General features: G+C 57.1%; 20 protein-coding genes and 2 tRNA genes. All 22 read right to left on the bottom strand.

Annotated features, from left to right (window positions below; all coding sequences use genetic code 11):
• Positions 1-50: 50 nt before the first annotated feature.
• Positions 51-269, bottom strand: a complete 219-nt coding sequence (locus tag GN111_RS00910) for a helix-turn-helix domain-containing protein (RefSeq protein ID WP_155301946.1) — start codon at positions 267-269, stop codon at positions 51-53.
• A 6-nt stretch (positions 270-275) separates the two neighbouring features.
• Positions 276-467, bottom strand: coding sequence for a helix-turn-helix domain-containing protein (locus tag GN111_RS00905; protein WP_155301945.1), 192 nt, complete (start codon positions 465-467; stop codon positions 276-278).
• Positions 468-523: 56 nt separating this feature from the next.
• Positions 524-1,006 carry a hypothetical protein gene (locus tag GN111_RS00900; RefSeq protein WP_155301944.1) on the bottom strand — a complete coding sequence of 161 codons (483 nt, stop codon included), beginning with the start codon at positions 1,004-1,006 and terminating at the stop codon, positions 524-526.
• Positions 1,007-1,320: 314 nt separating this feature from the next.
• Positions 1,321-1,395: transfer RNA gene (locus tag GN111_RS00895), tRNA-Cys, on the bottom strand.
• A gap of 14 nt (positions 1,396-1,409) precedes the next feature.
• Positions 1,410-1,484 (bottom strand) — tRNA-Gly (locus GN111_RS00890).
• A 52-nt stretch (positions 1,485-1,536) separates the two neighbouring features.
• The gene (pgsA, locus tag GN111_RS00885) at positions 1,537-2,100 is read right to left on the bottom strand and encodes a CDP-diacylglycerol--glycerol-3-phosphate 3-phosphatidyltransferase (protein WP_155301943.1); all 564 of its coding nucleotides are present in this window, start codon (positions 2,098-2,100) and stop codon (positions 1,537-1,539) included.
• A gap of 89 nt (positions 2,101-2,189) precedes the next feature.
• Complete coding sequence (gene fsa / locus GN111_RS00880; protein WP_155301942.1) at positions 2,190-2,834, bottom strand: fructose-6-phosphate aldolase; 645 nt, start codon at positions 2,832-2,834, stop codon at positions 2,190-2,192.
• A gap of 90 nt (positions 2,835-2,924) precedes the next feature.
• Positions 2,925-3,182 (bottom strand): YHS domain-containing protein, encoded by a 258-nt coding sequence (locus GN111_RS00875; RefSeq protein WP_155301941.1) that lies wholly within the window; start codon positions 3,180-3,182, stop codon positions 2,925-2,927.
• Positions 3,179-3,721, bottom strand: a complete 543-nt coding sequence (gene folK / locus GN111_RS00870; protein ID WP_155301940.1) for a 2-amino-4-hydroxy-6-hydroxymethyldihydropteridine diphosphokinase — start codon at positions 3,719-3,721, stop codon at positions 3,179-3,181. Before folK ends, GN111_RS00875 begins: the two co-directional genes overlap by 4 nt.
• The gene (gene dapF / locus GN111_RS00865; RefSeq protein WP_155301939.1) at positions 3,709-4,536 is read right to left on the bottom strand and encodes a diaminopimelate epimerase; all 828 of its coding nucleotides are present in this window, start codon (positions 4,534-4,536) and stop codon (positions 3,709-3,711) included. The genes folK and dapF overlap by 13 nt, the downstream gene beginning before the upstream one ends.
• Positions 4,533-4,913 (bottom strand): hypothetical protein, encoded by a 381-nt coding sequence (locus GN111_RS00860; protein WP_155301938.1) that lies wholly within the window; start codon positions 4,911-4,913, stop codon positions 4,533-4,535. Before GN111_RS00860 ends, dapF begins: the two co-directional genes overlap by 4 nt.
• A 239-nt stretch (positions 4,914-5,152) precedes the next feature.
• The gene (gene argH, locus GN111_RS00855) at positions 5,153-6,541 is read right to left on the bottom strand and encodes an argininosuccinate lyase (RefSeq protein ID WP_155301937.1); all 1,389 of its coding nucleotides are present in this window, start codon (positions 6,539-6,541) and stop codon (positions 5,153-5,155) included.
• Positions 6,534-7,760 (bottom strand): argininosuccinate synthase, encoded by a 1,227-nt coding sequence (locus GN111_RS00850; RefSeq protein WP_155301936.1) that lies wholly within the window; start codon positions 7,758-7,760, stop codon positions 6,534-6,536. Before GN111_RS00850 ends, argH begins: the two co-directional genes overlap by 8 nt.
• 29 nt (positions 7,761-7,789) lie before the next feature.
• Positions 7,790-8,974: an acetylornithine transaminase gene (locus tag GN111_RS00845; protein WP_155301935.1), complete on the bottom strand. Its 1,185-nt coding sequence runs from the start codon at positions 8,972-8,974 to the stop codon at positions 7,790-7,792.
• Between the two features lie 255 nt (positions 8,975-9,229).
• Positions 9,230-10,126 carry an acetylglutamate kinase gene (gene argB / locus GN111_RS00840; RefSeq protein WP_155301934.1) on the bottom strand — a complete coding sequence of 299 codons (897 nt, stop codon included), beginning with the start codon at positions 10,124-10,126 and terminating at the stop codon, positions 9,230-9,232.
• 93 nt (positions 10,127-10,219) lie between these two features.
• A complete protein-coding gene (gene hslU, locus GN111_RS00835) occupies positions 10,220-11,584 on the bottom strand; it encodes an ATP-dependent protease ATPase subunit HslU (protein ID WP_155301933.1) in 1,365 nt (454 codons plus the stop codon).
• A gap of 3 nt (positions 11,585-11,587) precedes the next feature.
• On the bottom strand, positions 11,588-12,145 hold the full coding sequence (hslV, locus tag GN111_RS00830; protein ID WP_155301932.1) for an ATP-dependent protease subunit HslV: 558 nt from the start codon (positions 12,143-12,145) through the stop codon (positions 11,588-11,590).
• 210 nt (positions 12,146-12,355) lie between these two features.
• The gene (locus GN111_RS00825) at positions 12,356-13,285 is read right to left on the bottom strand and encodes a tyrosine recombinase XerC (protein ID WP_155301931.1); all 930 of its coding nucleotides are present in this window, start codon (positions 13,283-13,285) and stop codon (positions 12,356-12,358) included.
• Positions 13,282-13,854, bottom strand: coding sequence for a 5' nucleotidase, NT5C type (locus tag GN111_RS00820; RefSeq protein WP_155301930.1), 573 nt, complete (start codon positions 13,852-13,854; stop codon positions 13,282-13,284). Before GN111_RS00820 ends, GN111_RS00825 begins: the two co-directional genes overlap by 4 nt.
• Positions 13,855-13,882: 28 nt before the next feature.
• The gene (locus GN111_RS00815; RefSeq protein WP_155301929.1) at positions 13,883-14,206 is read right to left on the bottom strand and encodes a transcription termination factor Rho; all 324 of its coding nucleotides are present in this window, start codon (positions 14,204-14,206) and stop codon (positions 13,883-13,885) included.
• A gap of 140 nt (positions 14,207-14,346) precedes the next feature.
• The gene (locus GN111_RS00810) at positions 14,347-15,111 is read right to left on the bottom strand and encodes a slipin family protein (RefSeq protein WP_155301928.1); all 765 of its coding nucleotides are present in this window, start codon (positions 15,109-15,111) and stop codon (positions 14,347-14,349) included.
• 49 nt (positions 15,112-15,160) lie between these two features.
• The gene (locus GN111_RS00805; protein WP_155301927.1) at positions 15,161-16,468 is read right to left on the bottom strand and encodes an NfeD family protein; all 1,308 of its coding nucleotides are present in this window, start codon (positions 16,466-16,468) and stop codon (positions 15,161-15,163) included.
• Positions 16,469-16,474: the final 6 nt, after the last annotated feature.

Genomic DNA, 16,474 nt, shown 5'->3' with positions numbered 1-16,474 from the left:
TTTCCACGCTCCATGGGTTTTGCGCCGATGCCGGGGCGCCAAATGTGGTCTCATCTTCTCTTTTCAAGTAACTCGTCTATTTTGATACCGCTGGAAGTTTGTATCCATTCGTCGAGTTCCTCTCGGATGAATAAAAGGCGACCGCCAGGCTTGCGGAAAGGGATTGCCTTTCGCATGACCAAATTGCGAACGGCTCCAGCGGATCGACCGCCGATATATTCGCCCGCTTCGGTGGCTGTGAGGTATTTTTGATCGCCTTGAGTGCTCATGATTCTTCAGTCGAAAAGGTCGCCGACTTCGCAATCCAGAACCTTCGCATATTTGGCCTTGCGAGCATCGTCCAGATTGATCCATCCATTGATTACTCTGGAAACAAAAGTTGGATGGTCACCGGCAATTGCTGAAAACTCTTTTTGAGTCCATCCCTTTTCTTTGATGGCTACCAGCAATGAAGTGTTGAAATGCATCCCCACCCTCCTTTATCTATGATTGTCAGCCATAGATTATTATGACCAAAAAAAAATTAACTGTATTTTTTGAACACTATTTCAGCATATGCCCCTAAAATATGGGACAAATTGAAAAGATGTGAAAACCCGGCAAGGCCAAGAACATCCGCAAACAAAATCCTCCCGCTCTCATCTTGATCTAAAAAGCTATGGACCCACCGCCCTCGAATCTTAAAAAACGCAACATAGACCGTCCCATGATTTGGAAGTTCATCTGGATCCAAGCGCCCGCGGTCCTGGTTTAAGCTTTTCATCATTTCCACAATTGCCCTGCGTGGCAGACCGTGATCGATCATATTTGCAATGATGACAGCCTGGACAAAGTTGATTCCTGACAAGAGGCGCGTTTTTCCGGTTCCTTTTCCAGGATCGATGTCAGGTGTAAGTGCGCCCGCTTGAATATAAAGGTGGAGCGTATTCTGCTTCAATCCACAGAGGTTCTCGATGTCCTTTGTCGTGAACTGCATGCTTCCTATCTTTTTAGTGCCATCATTCATAATTGACACCTATAGATTATAATCGTGTTTGTCAACAACTTTTTCATTTTTATGTTTCGCAATTTTGGTTTCATCAATTGATGTGACTTTTCCGCAGAAATTTTAAGATCAAAACCAACAGATCCTAATCGGCATGGGCTTTTATGTAGATCGGGGGTGTTGTGAATTTTGATGGGACTTGGTAGGTGAAAAGGGTACTTTTAGAGTATTTCTGTACGCTGAGTGACGTTTACAGGTGAGAAGTTAGAAAAGAAAAAGGAGCCGGTTAAGGGCTCCTTTTTACTATAAAAACTTGAATTTTTAGGACTTAATTTTGGAGGCGGCAACCAGATTCGAACTGGTGAATGGAGGTTTTGCAGACCTCTGCCTTACCACTTGGCTATGCCGCCCCTTTAAAAAAAAATGGAGCGGGAAACGGGATTTGAACCCGCGACTTCGACCTTGGCAAGGTCGCACTCTACCACTGAGTTATTCCCGCTCAGTTGAAGTGGCACTTTTATAAATATTCGGGCTGGATGTCAACAGAAAATTTATCCGCGCAGCAACTTTCTGAAGCGCAGAAAGTAGTCCGTCCCCGACCAAAGAGTGAATATCAGCGCCCCCCACAGAAAGAACATGCCGATGGCCTGAAAGTCGAATCCCAGGGCCGGATAGTGAAACATCAAGGGGATGATCGCCGCGATCTGGAACCCTGTTTTGTACTTTCCCAGGCTGGACGCGGAGACGTCCATCTCGTTCTGGGCAATGATGTTGCGCAGTCCGGTAACGGCCAGTTCGCGGCCGATGATGATACAGGCGATCCAGGCGGGCATCCATCCCAAAGCGGTCAGCATAATCAGCGAGCAGGAAACCAGCAGCTTGTCCGCCACCGGGTCCATCACCTTTCCCAGGTTGGAAACCAGCCCGTAGCGCCTTGCCAGATAACCGTCGAAATAGTCGGTGATGGCCGCGGCACTGAAAATCAGGCCGGCGATAAATGCCGTAAACCGGTTGGGCATCAACAAAAGCACTACGATAACCGGGACCGCAACGATCCTGAAAAGCGTCAGCGTATTGGGATGGGTGAGAAGAGAGTTGATGGACGTTTTTTTCATTTGCCGTTGCCTGTCCGTTGGATGAGCGCCTGCCTTTAAGGCGCCGGACCGGTTTTCCCGGTAGCCGGCGCCCGGGCAACCGCTAGTATCTATTTTTTGGTCTTCTCCCAGTCGGCCATAAAGGCCTTGATCCCCTTGTCGGTCAGGGGATGGGCGGCCAGTTTGCTCAAGACGTTGAAGGGAATGGTGGCGATGTCGGCCCCGGCCAGAGCCGAATCCAGCACGTGTAACGGATTGCGGATGCTGGCCACGATGATCTCCGTTTCAAAAGCATAGTTGGCAAAAATCTCTGCAATCTGCTCGACGAGCAGCATTCCGTCGCTGGAAAGATCGTCCAGCCGGCCCACAAAGGGACTGACATAGGATGCGCCGGCCTTGGCCGCCATCAGGGCTTGGAGAGGGGAGAAAATCAGGGTGACATTGGTCTTGATATTCTCCGCGGCCAACTGGCGGGTGGCTTTAAGTCCATCCACGGTCATGGGAACCTTGATGACCACGTTGGGGTGAATCTTGGCCAACTCCCGCGCCTCTTTGACCATGCCATCCGCCTCCAGACTGATCACTTCGGCACTTATGGGGCCGTCCACGATTTCGCAAATTTCTTGGATCACTTCCTCGAAAACACGGCCCTCTTTGGCGATCAGCGATGGATTGGTGGTCACACCGTCCGCCATCCCCATGGCGTGGGCTTCCCTGATTTCATCCACGTTGGCCGTATCGATAAAAAATTTCATGAATGCTGTTCCTTCCCGATTGGTCAATTAAACATGTTTAAAGGTTGATGCTGAACTTCCACCTTCCGTTCACTGTTCACGAATCACTGATCACAGTTCAACGTTTTCTTCCAAAAACCGGTCCCGGCATTTTTCCGAACAGAAGATGAATTCTTGTCCCTTGTGGCGCAATTCCACCCCTTCTCTTCTTGGGAAATAGACGCCGCAAACCGGATCTTTGACCATCACATCATCGATTTTCGGATTGTGTGGCGCGTTTTGCCCGGGAACCTGAAGGTTGCGCAACAGCCAGGATTTTACGGCCCGGTACGTCAGGTAAACGATGACGATCAGCAGCAGCAGTTTCACGGCGTCCCGCCTTGTGGTAATTCCGGCTGGCTGCGCATGGGAACGACCTGCTGATCTTGGGCATCGAGTTGCTTCAACAGATCGGCAACGGTCTTTCCCAACACGGGGTGAATAATCGCCGGATTTATATCACAAATGGGCTGCAGGACAAAGACCCTTTTGTGCATGCGCGGATGGGGGATTTCCAAATCGGGGATCCGGATCACCTGCTCGTCGTAAAGCAGGATATCCAAGTCCAGAGTGCGCGGCCCGAAGCGGATGCCGTTGCTCTTGCGCCCCATTTGCGACTGGATGGTCTGCAGCTTCTTCAGCAGATCGGAGGGCTCCAGGCGGGTAGCGACCTTTACGGCAGCGTTGACGAACCAGTCCTGGTCCGTGTAATCCACCGGCGAGGTACGGTAAAAACGCGAAACGGCCAGCAGTTCGCATTCGCCCCCGGCGACCAGGGCTGCGATACCCTTTACGCAGTTGTCCAGTTTGTCGCCCAGGTTGGAACCCACGGAGAGGTAGACCGTTTGCCGATTCCCTACCCCTGCCATGCTTCCTCCCAGAGTTCACCGCGATAGATCACCCGGGCATCGCCTTCGAGAAATACATCCACGAAGCCTTCGTCCCTTCGGGTGAAATGCACGGTCAGTCGTCCCCCACTGCGGGTCGTCAGGGTCACCGGTGATGCCAGCCCCCGCTCCTTAGCCAGGATCAATGCGGCGGCCACGTTGCCCGTGCCGCAGGCCAGGGTTTCCTCTTCGACGCCTCGCTCGTAGGTGCGGATGAAAATCTCCCCGGCAGGATTCAGTTCCACAAAATTGGCGTTTGTACCATCGGGTTCAAAATCCGGGTGGAATCGAATGGCCCGACCGTCGGACGCGACGTCCACGGCCTCAATGTCGTCGACCATCACGACTGCGTGGGGCACACCAGTATTGACACTGCTGGCCGCCACCGATCGGCCGTCCAGTTCCAGCCGTTGTGCGAGCCTGAAATCCTTGGGGTCGGTCATACGGATGCGCACGCCCGCATCGCCCACTTCGGCCTCGATCACCCCGGCCAGCGTCTCGAAGGCCATCTTGCGGCCGGCGATGCCGTTGAGGAACGCAAAACGGGCCGCACAGCGGGCGCCGTTGCCGCACATGTCCGGCAGGCTGCCGTCGGAATTGAAAAAACGCCATTTGAAATCGACGTTCTCGGAAGGCTCGACCAGAATCATGCCGTCGGCACCCACCGACATCTTACGGCGGCAGACGCCCACAACCAGTTCCTCAAGCCGCGCTTCGGGCACCACGGACGTGCGGTTGTCGATAAGGATGAAATCGTTGCCGCTGCCGCTCATTTTGAAAAAGGGAATGGGTGTCATGGCGTCTCCTTATCCGACGATTGGCCCACAAAGGGATATTCGAATCGAACCGTGTTGGAGTCGGCGCCCGCCTGTCCTCGGATCTCCAGGCGCACCTTGAACGCGTACCCATAGCCCGAATCCAAGGTTTCGACGCTGGAAAAACGGTTGCCGCCCGTCTGTACGAAGGGTTGGGTGGTGACTTTTTCGAACACCAGCGGGCAGTCGTCGCAGGCCCCTTCGGAAAGATCTCGACGGGAGCGGTAGATCGTAAAAGTCGCCTGGCGGGCCTGCTTATTCGAAAGGTCCGATGCCATTTCCCACTGTAGCTGCACCGAAGCGCCGTCCAGGCGGTATGTCAGCGCCACCGCCGGAAGCGGTGCTGCCTTGGGGGGCATTGGCGGGCCCTTTACGCCGCAGGCGGCAAGGGAAAAAACAGCCAGAAAAAATGCGGCGGCAATGCAATTTGTCGAAATCAAGTTTCGCATGACTGGAAGCAAATTGACAATAAACAAGCACCAAATCTCAAACAAATATCAAATCACAAGCTCCAAATCCCAAACAGGCTCCCAATCCCCCTGTTTGAAATTTGGACAATTGGAATTTATTTGGAATTTGTCTTTTGGATATTGGAATTTTATGCTTCCTCTCCGGCCAGCACCCTGCGAGCCGCGTCGATGGCGGCAACCACGTTGCGGGTTGAAGTTCCCCCCACGCTTTGCCGCCGGTCGACCATGTGCTCCAGGGTCAGGTGTTCGTAAAGATCCTCCTGGATCAGCGAAGAGAAACCTTTGAGTTCGTCCAGTGTCAGCTCGTGCAGTTCCTTGCCCTTGTCCAGGGCAAAAGCCACGGCCTTACCCACGCAGGCGTGTGCCTTTCTGAAGGGCATGCCCCGGCCCACCAGGTAGTCGGCCATGTCCGTGGCGTTGAGGAACCCCACCGAAGCGGCCCGGCGCATGGTCTCCCGGTTGACGATAATGCGGGGGATCATGTCGGCGTTGATGGAAAGGCAGGCCGTCAGGGTGTCCACGGCATCGAACAGCGGTTCCTTGTCTTCCTGCATATCCCGGTTGTAGGCCATGGGCAGACTCTTCATGAGCGTCAGCAGGGCCACAAGGGAGCCGACCACCCGCCCGGTCTTACCGCGTACGATTTCGGGAATATCCGGGTTTTTCTTCTGGGGCATGATGCTGCTGCCAGTAGCAAAAGCGTCGGGCAGGGTGACAAAGCCGAATTCGGCCGTGGACCATAACACCAGCTCCTCGGAAAGGCGGCTGAGATGGACCATGCTGATACTGGCTGCCGACAAAAATTCCATGGCGAAATCCCGGTCGGACACCGCATCCATGCTGTTGTTGCTGACCGCCGGAAAATCTAGCAGCTCGGCCACGTATGCCCGGTCGATGGGATAGGTCGTTCCGGCCAGGGCCGCGGTTCCCAGAGGCATGACGTCGATGCGGCCCAGGCAGTCGACCATCCGGGCCTGGTCCCGGGTAAACATCTCGTAATAGGCCATCAGATGGTGGGCCATCAGTACCGGCTGGGCCCGCTGAGTATGGGTGTAGCCCGGCATGATCACATCCGGGTGGGCGGCGGCCAGCTCAACCAGCGCCTTTCTCAGGGCGCGCAGCAGTCCGATGGTGCACCTGGTCTCTTCGCGCAGGTACATGCGCACATCCAGAGCAATCTGGTCGTTGCGGCTGCGTGCAGTGTGCAGCTTCTGGGCAACCTTTCCGGCCACTTGCAGCAGGCGGGCCTCGATGTGCATGTGAATGTCTTCCAGGCTGTCGTCGAACACGAATTTTCCATGGTCCAGCTCGCGTTTGACGGTCCCCAGCCCCTCCACCAGTTGGGCAACCTCTTCGCCGGTGATCACGCCGACTTTGGCCAGCATCTTGCAGTGGGCGATGCTGCCGGCAATGTCATAGGGGTAAAGCCGGCGGTCGTAGGCGTGGGAGGCGGTAAAGGCCTCCACGCGCTTGTCCGTTTTTTCGGCAAAACGCCCGTCCCAGGGTTTCTCAGCCATGATTCCTGCCTGCCTCTTTGCGCTGCATCAGTTTACGAATCCGAAGCCGCAGAGCGTTAAGCCGGATGAAGCCTTCGGCATCCGCCTGGCTGTATACATCGTCGTCCTCGAACGTGGCGTGGGCTTCGCTGTAAAGACTGTGGTCTGATTTGCGTCCCTGTACCGTGCAGTTGCCCTTGTAGAGCTCCAGACGCACCACGCCGGATACGTGGGTCTGGGTGCTGTCGATCAGGCCCTGCAGCACCTCCATTTCCGGTGAAAACCAGAATCCGTTGTAGATCAGCTGGGCGTAGCGCGGAATCAGGGAATCGCGCAGGTTCATCACTTCGCGATCCTGGGTAATGGATTCCATGGCCATGTGAGCCTGGCGCAAGATCGTACCGCCCGGCGTTTCGTATACCCCGCGGGATTTCATGCCCACAAAGCGGTTTTCCACGATGTCGATACGCCCGATGCCGTGCTTGCCACCCAGCTGGTTCAGCTCGGCCAGCAGGTTGGCCGGTGAGAGCGGTTTTCCGTCGATGGCGACCGGGTCGCCGCCTTCAAACGTGATCTCGATGATTTCGGGGGTGTCGGGAGCGTCTTTGGGAGACGTTGTCAGGGTAAAAATATCGTCGGGCGGTCCGGCCCAGGGGTCTTCCAGGATGCCGCCTTCGTAGCTGATGTGCAGCAGGTTGCCGTCGGTGCTGTAAGGTTTGGCATGGGTCGTGGGTACTGAAATACCGTGCTTTTCGGCAAACGCCATCAAGGCCGTGCGGGAGTTCAAGTCCCACTCCCGCCAGGGGGCCACGATCTTGATGTCCGGATCGATGGCGTAATAGCCCAGCTCGAAACGCACCTGGTCGTTGCCCTTGCCCGTTGCGCCGTGGCTGACCGCATCGGCACCTTCTATAGCGGCGATCTCCATCTGCCGTTTGGCGATCAGCGGCCGGGCAATGGAGGTGCCCAGCAGATACTGGCCTTCGTAAATCACATTGGCCCGGAAGGCCGGGAATACATAATCCTTGACGAAGGTCTCTTTCAGATCGTCCACATAAGCCTTGACCGCGCCGGTCTTCATGGCGTTGGCCTCGACGTTTTCCAGCGAATCGACCTGACCGATGTCGGCACTGAAGGTCACCACCTCGCATTCGTAGGTTTCGATGAGCCATCTCAGGATGACCGAGGTATCCAGGCCCCCTGAATAGGCCAAAACAACTTTCTTGATCTTTTCCTTCACCGTGTGGTTCTCCTTTTACGATACAGAATTTATTGTTTTAGAATAACTTCGAGGCACGCAATCAGTGCATCGATTTCTTCTTTTTGGACGATCAGCGGCGGTGCGAACCGCAAGGTGTCTCCCTGGACACAATTGACCAGAAACCCTTTCTGCATGCAGACCGCTACCAGGTCGTCGGCCGGCCCGTCCAGTTGAACCCCCAGCAAAAGCCCCCTGCCCCGCACCTCGACAATGTGGCTGCACCGCTTTTTCAGTCCTTCGAGGGCCTGCCTGAAATAGACGCCGGTTTCTGCGGCCCGCCGGGGAATCTGCTCGTCAAGCATGGTTCTCAGCGTTTCCAGGGCGGCGGCGGTAACCAGCGGAGTCCCTCCGAAAGTGGAGGCGTGGGCGCCGGGACCGAAAGCCGCGGCCACCTTTTCCGTGGCCAGCATGGCGCCGATGGGCAACCCGTTGGCAAGGGCCTTGGCCAGCGTCATGATATCGGGGGTGACCCCTTCGTGCTGATGGGCGAAGAGGGCGCCGGTGCGACTCATGCCGGTCTGGATTTCATCCAGAATCATCAGAATGCCGTGCCGGTTGCAGAGCTGCCGCACCTGTTGAAGATAATCGGGGGCCGGGCAGCGGATGCCGCCTTCGCCCTGGATGGGCTCCAGCATCACGGCACAGGTGCCCTCATCCACGGCAGCCTCCAGGGCCTCGATGTCGTTGAACGGCACGAAAGAAAACCCTTGGAGAACCGGGTCGTATCCCGCCCTGATCTTTTCCTGCCCGGTGGCGGACAAGGTGGCCATGGTTCGTCCGTGGAAGGACTGCTCCATGGAGACGATCCGGTAGCGCTCTGGCTGGCCCTTGTCCTTGAAATATTTACGGGCCAGCTTGATGGCCGCTTCGTTGGCCTCGGCGCCGGAGTTGCAGAAAAAGACACGGTCCGCAAAGCATTGTGCCACCAGCAGGTCGGCCAGTTCGGTTTGGGGCAACGTATAGTATAGATTGGAGACATGAACCAGTTGCCTGGCCTGCCGGGCGACGGCCTCGGCAATGCGCGGATGGGCGTGGCCCAGATTGCACACGGCGATGCCGGAGACAAAATCGGTATAGCGGCGCCCCTGGGTATCCCACACCGCCGTGCCCTCGCCCCTTTCCAGGACAATGGGAAAGCGTTTGTAGGTGGCGGCGATCACCCGGTCAGCCGTCTGCATGATTGTGTCTGTCATTTGTTCACTCCGATTTGTTCAGCGTTCTGGGTTCAGCGTTCAGAATTTAAGGTCGATACACCTTCGACGGGGTCGAATCAAGACCAAATGACTTTTCCTTTCAATCGGTTCTTATCGGGCCGCTCGGAAATGGTTGCTTGTGGTTCGGGTCAAGGCCGCAGCGATTTTGCGACCGGAGGCGTGGCAGCGCTATGTCAAGGATCTCAAAAGCATGAGAACGTCTAACCTGACCGAAATATGCCGCTTCCAGGCGTTCTACTCCGTTACTTCCGTCCCGATGCCCCTATCCGTAAACAGTTCCAGAAGGATCGCGTGGCGGCGCGTGCCGTTGAGGATGGGTACCTTCTCCACCCCGCTTTCAATGGCCGCAAGGGCGCATTCGATTTTGGGGATCATGCCGCCGCTGATGCTGCCGTCGGCGATCATGCTTCGGATGGCGGCCGCATCGATGGAAGAGATCAACTGCCCTTTGGCGTCCATCACCCCATCCACGTCGGTCAGCAGCATCAGCCGCCCGGCGGACAGGGCCATGGCAATATGGCTGGCCACCAGGTCTGCGTTGATGTTGTAAGTTTCCCCTTCCCGGCCCGCACCCACCGGAGCGATGATGGGGATGAATCCTTTCTCGGAGAGGGTGTGGATAATCTGCGGGTTGACGCGGGTCACCTCCCCCACCATGCCGGGGTCGATGATCTCCGGGGGGCTGGCCGCGTCGGCCTGATGGACGATGTGCATCTTCCTGGCCTCGATGAGCCCTCCGTCCTTTCCGGAAAGCCCCACGGCCCGGCCGCCCTGCTGGTTGATCTGGGCCACGATGCCCTTGTTGACCTTGCCGCCCAGCACCATTTCGACCACGTCCATGGTGGGGCCGTCGGTCAGCCGCATTCCGCGCACGAACTGGGGCTGGATGCCCATCTGGTCCAGCACCCGGTTGATCTGGGGGCCTCCGCCGTGGACCACCACCGGGTTGAGACCGATAAATTTGAGCAGGGTGATGTCCCGCGCAAAATCGATTTTAAGCTGTTCGTCCACCATGGCGTGGCCGCCGTATTTGACGACTACGGTCATACCGGAAAATTTGCGGATATAGGGGAGCGCCTCGATGAGAATATCGGCGACGGTGGAATTGGGAGGGGGTGTTTCGATGGTCATGATCGTTCCTCTATTTCAGATAGTCACGCATAGCGAATTGCAGATAGAAAAAAATAAAAAAGCCGAAACTCCTTTAGTCTTCAGACTACCCACCTATAAGATATACCGACTCAAATCCTCATCATCCTTGATTGCCTTGAGTTTGTCAGCCACATAGGCCGCATCCACCGTAAGGTGCGGCTGGCAACCGTCGGGTGCATCGAACAGGACGTCTTCCAGCAGGCGCTCCATGAGGGTGTGCAGACGACGGGCCCCGATATTCTCGGTGCGCACATTGACCTCCTCGGCGATCTCGGCGACCTTCTCTACCGCATCGTCCGAGAATTCCACCTCGACGCCATCGGTCTTCAACAGGGCGATGTACTGCAGCAGCAAAGCGTTCTGCGGCTCGGTCAGGATGCGATAGAAATCCTTGCGGTCCAGGGCGTCCAGAGTCACACGGATGGGAAAGCGGCCCTGCAGCTCCGGAATCAGATCCGAGGGCTTGATCGCATGAAACGCACCCGAGGCGATGAACAAAATGTGGTCGGTCTTTACCGGCCCATATTTGGTAGTCACCGTGGATCCTTCCACGATGGGCAGAAGATCCCGCTGAACCCCCTCCCGGGAGACATCCGGGCCGTGTCCCTTGCCGTTTCCGGCAATCTTGTCGATTTCGTCCAGAAAGATAATGCCGGCCTGCTCTACCTTGGCAATGGCATCCCGGATCACCTGGTCCATGTCCACCAGGTTCTGGGCTTCCTCTGCGGCCAGGGTTTTCATGGCCTCGGGCACCTTGATCTTTCGCCGGCGGGTGTTCTTGGGCATCAAGGGACCGAGCATGTCCTTGAAATTGATGCCCATCTCCTCCATGCCGACATTGGAAAAGATCTCGACCATGGGCATGCTGCGGTCGGCCACATCCAGGTCCACGTATCGGCTGTCCAGCTTTCCGGCCTGAAGCATCTTGCGCAGTTTTTCCCGGGTGGACGAGGTCGTCTCGGCGGGAGCGCTGACCACTTCAAGCCCGCCGTCCGCTGCGCCCTCCGGACGAGGACGGTCGGCTTTGGGCAAAAGCAGATCCAGCATGCGCTCTTCGGCCACCCGCCAGGCTTTTTCCTGGACCCTTTCCTGGGCCTCGGCACGCACCGTGTTGACCGTCAGTTCGACCAGGTCGCGCACCATGGATTCCACATCGCGGCCCACATAGCCTACCTCGGTGAATTTGGACGCCTCCACCTTGAAAAAGGGAGAATCGCTCATCCGCGAGAGCCGCCTGGCGATCTCTGTTTTACCGACCCCGGTGGGGCCGATGAGGATGATATTCTTGGGCGCAATTTCATCTCTGAGCGGTTCGGGTACCTGCCGCCTGCGCCAGCGATTTCTCAGGGCAATGGCCACCGAGCGTTTGGCCTGGTCCTGGCCGATGATGTACTTGTCCAGTTCGGATACGATTTCAGCGGGTTTGAGGTCTTTCATAGGTCACAGTTCTTCGATGGTGAAGCGATCGTTGGTGAATACGCAAAGCGAGGACGCGATGGTCATGGCGGTTTCCACGATCTGGCGGGCATCCAGTTCGGTCTGGCGGCACAGGGCCGTGGCGGCTGCCTGGGCGGCCACCCCCCCCGAACCGATGGCCACGATGCCCTCGTCCGGCTCGATGACGTCGCCGTTGCCGGAAATCAGCAGCATGGAGCGTTTGTCCACAGCAATCATCAGTGCTTCCAGGCGGCGCAGGTATTTGTCCGCCCGCCAGTCCCGGGCCAGTTCCACGGCCGAACGGGTCAGGATACCGTTGTAACGCTCCAGCTTTTGCTCGAGCTTCTCGGTCAGAGTCAGGGCATCGGCGGTGGCGCCGGCAAAGCCCACCAAAATGGTATCGTTGTAGATGCGCCGCACCTTGCGGGCATTGTGCTTGATCACGGTGTTGTTCAGCGTCACCTGGCCGTCTCCGGCCATGACCACCCGTTCTTTGTCCCTCACGGCCAGGATGGTTGTGCCGTGAAACCGCAGGTTTGGTTCGCTGGAAGCTTGTGGCATAGAGATTGTTTTCTTTCTTCTTAAAAATTTATCAACTAATCAGCAGATTGGCCATTTATTCCCCAGTGGCTATCCAGCAATAGGAAAATTTGGTCGAGATCGAGGCGCCCAAAAAATTTTACCGCAGGTATCTGGTTGATATTCCGAGGATAAAATTTTTCGCGCAACAAGGATATCGGGCAAATTGGCCATTGAATAGGTAGCCACTGCCTAGCGCCGCGGATGCGCCCGGTCATAGGCCGCCATAAGCCGGTCAATACTCACATGGGTGTACTTCTGGGTGGTCGACAGGCTCTTGTGGCCAAGCAGTTCCTGAACAGTTCTCAGGTCCGCCCCCGCGTCGAGCATGTGAGTTGCGAAACTGTGCCGGATCCCATGTGGGGAGATGGGCACCGCCAGGCTGCACTTGCGCACCAGTGCCTCGAGAATTCTGGCCACGGACCGGGTGCTGAGCCGCCCTTTGTTCTTGTTGAGAAACAGCGGCCCGTCGGTCTGCATGTCGATTCCGGTTTTCTCCCGCAACGTCTCCCGATAGTCCCGGACACGCGCCAGGGCCTTTTCTCCCACCGGCACGATACGCTCCTTACCGCCCTTGCCGACCACCCGCAGGCAGCCGCTGGCAAAGTCCACGTTGAAGATGTTAAGCCCGGTCAGCTCGGAAACACGGATGCCCGATCCGTAGAGGACCTCGAACAGGGCCCGATTGCGCCGCCCCAGCAGGGTATCCTCGGCGGTGCGGTCCAGCAGCCGGAACATGTCGTCTACGGACAGATAGGACGGCATCCGCCGGATGTGCTTGGGCGTCAGGATCGTCGCCGTGGGGTCTTCGTCCGTCAATCGGTGCCGAACCAGGTGGCGGAAAAAAGATCGCAGGGCCGACAGCTTGCGGGCAATAGTGGCCTTCTCGTTCTTGCGGTGCAGCATCCCCAAATATCCGCGCACCGTCAGACTGTCGATTTCATCTACGGTTATGGACCGGGAGGCTTTTGGGTCCTCCCCACCCGACGTTTTGGCGGCGTAGTCGGCGAACTCCTTGAGATCGTGGCCATAGGCCCGGATGGTGTTGATCGAGTACCCTTTCTCCGCGACCAGGGCCTGAAGAAAAAGGTCGATCTGTTCTTCCAGTCGGGGACGGTTCATGGGTAGTCGATTCGCCGTTCGAGTTCCGGCCAGGACGCCACCTGCACGTAATCGTGGGATTCCCGATTCCACGGCTGGGAGAAGACGACGGGCGTTATGCCGGCGGCCTTGAGCAAATGGCAGGTATCCAGGCGGTCTTCTACGAACCAGCGTACGCCGTTTTGAAGCAGCACGTCGGTTTTGGCCTCAAAGGAACCGGTGGCAACGATCTGCGCCCGGTGGTGCTGGCCGTCGAGCAGCCGGTCCATCCAATCGGCGATGGGACCCGGATCGGGACGGGCCGTTACCATCAGCACCCGGCCCGTGGTTTCTGCAATACGCCTGAGCACTTCACCTGACCCGGGATAGGGTTTCAGTTCGGCCCGATAGCGGCCCTCCAGGATGCGGGCAATGGCCCCTTCGAGGGTCTCTTCATCCAGGTCCAGGCATTGATCCAGTTGATAGCAGGTGATGTCTTCGTATCGCACCGTATGGACATCGTAATGGTCAGCCAGGATGTCCAGGAAAAGGTGCATGGTGTCGGCGATCACGCCGTCAATGTCAAAAGCCAATACTGCCGGATCGATCATGATTCTTTCAGTCCGTCCGTCGGGGTTGTCAGCCGGCCCGGCGCGTCTTCTTTTTCAGGCGGGAAATCTTACGGCGCAAGATGTCGCTCTGTTTGCGATCCTTTTCCGAGGCCAGCGCCTGTTTTCTGGCTTTCAGTTCCTGAATCTGTTTCTTGATTTCTCTCACCGAGCGGTTCACCTTTTTGGGTTTGGCTTCCTTGATCCCCCGATGGGCCTTTACGGCATCCAGCAGGTCCTGTTTGTTCATGCCATGCACGCCGGTAAGATCCGGTATCTCCAGGGCAATTTCACGAAGCTCCTTGACGGTCATTTTGTCCAACGGTTTTTCCTTTCCATCCGTACCTTTGGTCATGGATCCAGTCTCCTTTTCATGAAGTTGCGGTCAAATCTCCGAGCATGGATGCTGCTTACACGTTCTGCGCGGCCTTTGGACGTTCGTCGGCAAAAAGGTATTTTTGTAATCCCTTCGGTACAAGGGTGTCAATCGATAAGTTATTCGTTTTCCGGCCTGTCTTTTTGGGCCAGTCGGATAAACGGCTTGAACAGGTCCAGGGGCAACGGGAAGACCGTGGTCGTATTGTTCTCGGCGGACATCTCCCGCATGGTCTGCAGGTATCGCAGTTGGATGGCCGTCGGGTGAGCGTCGATGATCTTGGCCGCTGCAGCCAGCCGGTCGGCGGCCTGGTATTCGCCTTCGGCATTGATCACCTTGGCCCGCCGTTCCCGCTCGGCCTCGGCCTGCTTGGCCATGGCCCGCTGCATCTCGTTGGGCAGGTCGATATGTTTGAGTTCCACCGTGGCGACCTTTATCCCCCAGGGGTCCGTGTGCGTATCCAGGATCTCCTGCAGTTGGGCGTTGATCTTCTCTCTGGCGGACAGCAACTCGTCCAGCTCTGCCTGTCCGCAGACGCTACGCAGGGTTGTCTGGGCCAGTTGAGAAATGGCGTAGGTGTAGTTCTCCACCTCCACGATGGCTTTAATGGGGTCGATAACCCGGAAATAGATCACTGCATTGACCTTCACGGAAACGTTGTCCAGGGTGATCACATCCTGGGGATCAACATCCATGGCCACCAGCCGCATGCTGACCCGCACCATTTTATCGACCACGGGTATGAGAATGATCAGGCCCGGCCCTTTGGCCCGGATGACCCGGCCCAGACGAAAAATGACCGCCCGCTCGTATTCGTTGAGAATCCGCAGGGCGGCGGACAGAAACAAAACAACCAGGACGACGGCACCAATGTAAGGTATCATAACGAACTCCTAAAAGGATAAAATAGCAACTGGCTTACTCAAAAACCGACTATTCGGGTGCATCAGGCTCTACTTCTAGAGTCAGCCCGTCCACGGCCACAACGCGCACCGTCTGCCCGACCGCTACCGGCGTCCGACTGCGGGCGAACCAGAGTTCGCCATGCACCTGAATCCGGCCCATGGGATCGAGCGCGGTTTTCACCACACCGGTTTTGCCGATCAGGCCCGAATCCCCGGTCATGGGCGGACACCGCCGGGAACGAAAAACCAGTCCGGCTACACCCACGAAAAAACCGCTGACCAGGACCAAGGTGGGCATCAGCACGCTCCAGGAGATCCCGGGTTGACCGTCGATGCCCCGGTCGAAAAGCATCACCGAACCGAGCAGCAGGCTGACGACCCCGGCAACGCTGAGCAGTCCGTAGCTGGCGATCTTCATCTCCATGATAAAAAAGATCAGGGCAAGCACGATCAGCAGGACCCCGGCGATATTCACCGGCAGGGTCTGAAAGGAGTAAAAGGCCAGGATCAGCGCAATGCTGCCCACCACGCCGGGCAACACCACCCCCGGATGGGAAAGTTCGAAATAGAGACCGGCCAGCCCGATCATCATCAGGATATAGGCGATGTTGGGATCGCTGAGCGCCTTGAGGACCCGGGTTCGCAGAGACTCATCAATAAAGACCCGCTGGGCTTTATCGATGTCGATGCGCCCTTTTCCGGCGATCTCGAGTCCGTCGATCAGATCGATCAACGCGTCCACATCGCGGGCCACCAGGTCAATGGTCTTGTTTTCCAGCGCTTCGGTTTCGGTGATGGACACGCTCTCGCGGACCGCCTTTTCTGCCCATTGGATATTGCGGCCGCGTTTTTCGGCAATACTCTTGATAAAAGCCACCATGTCGTTGATCACCTTTTCAGACATGGTCTTGTCCAGGTCCTTGCCGCCGGCATTGACCGGGTGGGCCGCCCCGATGTGGGTGCCGGGGGCCATGGCGGCCACGTCGGCGGCCATGGTGATCATCACCCCGGCCGACGCGGCCCGCGCCCCCGAAGGCGACACATAGACCACCACGGGAATGTTGCTGGCATAAATGGCCATGACCATCCGACGCATGGATTCGGCCAGGCCGCCCGGTGTGTCCAGCATCACGATCAGGCAGCCGGCACCTCCGGCGTTGGCCTGCCGGATGGCCGATTCCAGAAAATCGGCATTCGCCGGGCTGACGGCGCCGGTGAGGCGGACCAGGTATACCGGGGCGGATCCGGCCGTGGCCGGATTCACGAACGGCGGCCCGAGCAGAACTCCGGACAGAATGGCGATCAGGGGAAGGGCAATAAGGATGCTTTTGTTCATAACATC

Source organism: Desulfosarcina widdelii, from assembly GCF_009688965.1.
Taxonomy (GTDB): domain Bacteria; phylum Desulfobacterota; class Desulfobacteria; order Desulfobacterales; family Desulfosarcinaceae; genus Desulfosarcina; species Desulfosarcina widdelii.
Note: the sequence above shows the minus strand (reverse complement) of the source record. Positions and strands in the feature narration are given on the sequence as shown.

Coding starts and splice junctions, on each gene's coding strand:
- GN111_RS00910 (WP_155301946.1), bottom strand. CDS start 269: ATGAGCACTCAAGGCGATCAAAAATACCTCACAGCCACCGAAGCGGGC.
- GN111_RS00905 (WP_155301945.1), bottom strand. CDS start 467: ATGCATTTCAACACTTCATTGCTGGTAGCCATCAAAGAAAAGGGATGG.
- GN111_RS00900 (WP_155301944.1), bottom strand. CDS start 1,006: ATGAATGATGGCACTAAAAAGATAGGAAGCATGCAGTTCACGACAAAG.
- pgsA (WP_155301943.1), bottom strand. CDS start 2,100: ATGAAAAAAACGTCCATCAACTCTCTTCTCACCCATCCCAATACGCTG.
- fsa (WP_155301942.1), bottom strand. CDS start 2,834: ATGAAATTTTTTATCGATACGGCCAACGTGGATGAAATCAGGGAAGCC.
- folK (WP_155301940.1), bottom strand. CDS start 3,721: ATGGCAGGGGTAGGGAATCGGCAAACGGTCTACCTCTCCGTGGGTTCC.
- dapF (WP_155301939.1), bottom strand. CDS start 4,536: ATGACACCCATTCCCTTTTTCAAAATGAGCGGCAGCGGCAACGATTTC.
- GN111_RS00860 (WP_155301938.1), bottom strand. CDS start 4,913: ATGCCCCCCAAGGCAGCACCGCTTCCGGCGGTGGCGCTGACATACCGC.
- argH (WP_155301937.1), bottom strand. CDS start 6,541: ATGGCTGAGAAACCCTGGGACGGGCGTTTTGCCGAAAAAACGGACAAG.
- GN111_RS00845 (WP_155301935.1), bottom strand. CDS start 8,974: ATGACAGACACAATCATGCAGACGGCTGACCGGGTGATCGCCGCCACC.
- argB (WP_155301934.1), bottom strand. CDS start 10,126: ATGACCATCGAAACACCCCCTCCCAATTCCACCGTCGCCGATATTCTC.
- hslU (WP_155301933.1), bottom strand. CDS start 11,584: ATGAAAGACCTCAAACCCGCTGAAATCGTATCCGAACTGGACAAGTAC.
- hslV (WP_155301932.1), bottom strand. CDS start 12,145: ATGCCACAAGCTTCCAGCGAACCAAACCTGCGGTTTCACGGCACAACC.
- GN111_RS00825 (WP_155301931.1), bottom strand. CDS start 13,285: ATGAACCGTCCCCGACTGGAAGAACAGATCGACCTTTTTCTTCAGGCC.
- GN111_RS00820 (WP_155301930.1), bottom strand. CDS start 13,854: ATGATCGATCCGGCAGTATTGGCTTTTGACATTGACGGCGTGATCGCC.
- GN111_RS00815 (WP_155301929.1), bottom strand. CDS start 14,206: ATGACCAAAGGTACGGATGGAAAGGAAAAACCGTTGGACAAAATGACC.
- GN111_RS00810 (WP_155301928.1), bottom strand. CDS start 15,111: ATGATACCTTACATTGGTGCCGTCGTCCTGGTTGTTTTGTTTCTGTCC.
- GN111_RS00805 (WP_155301927.1), bottom strand. CDS start 16,468: ATGAACAAAAGCATCCTTATTGCCCTTCCCCTGATCGCCATTCTGTCC.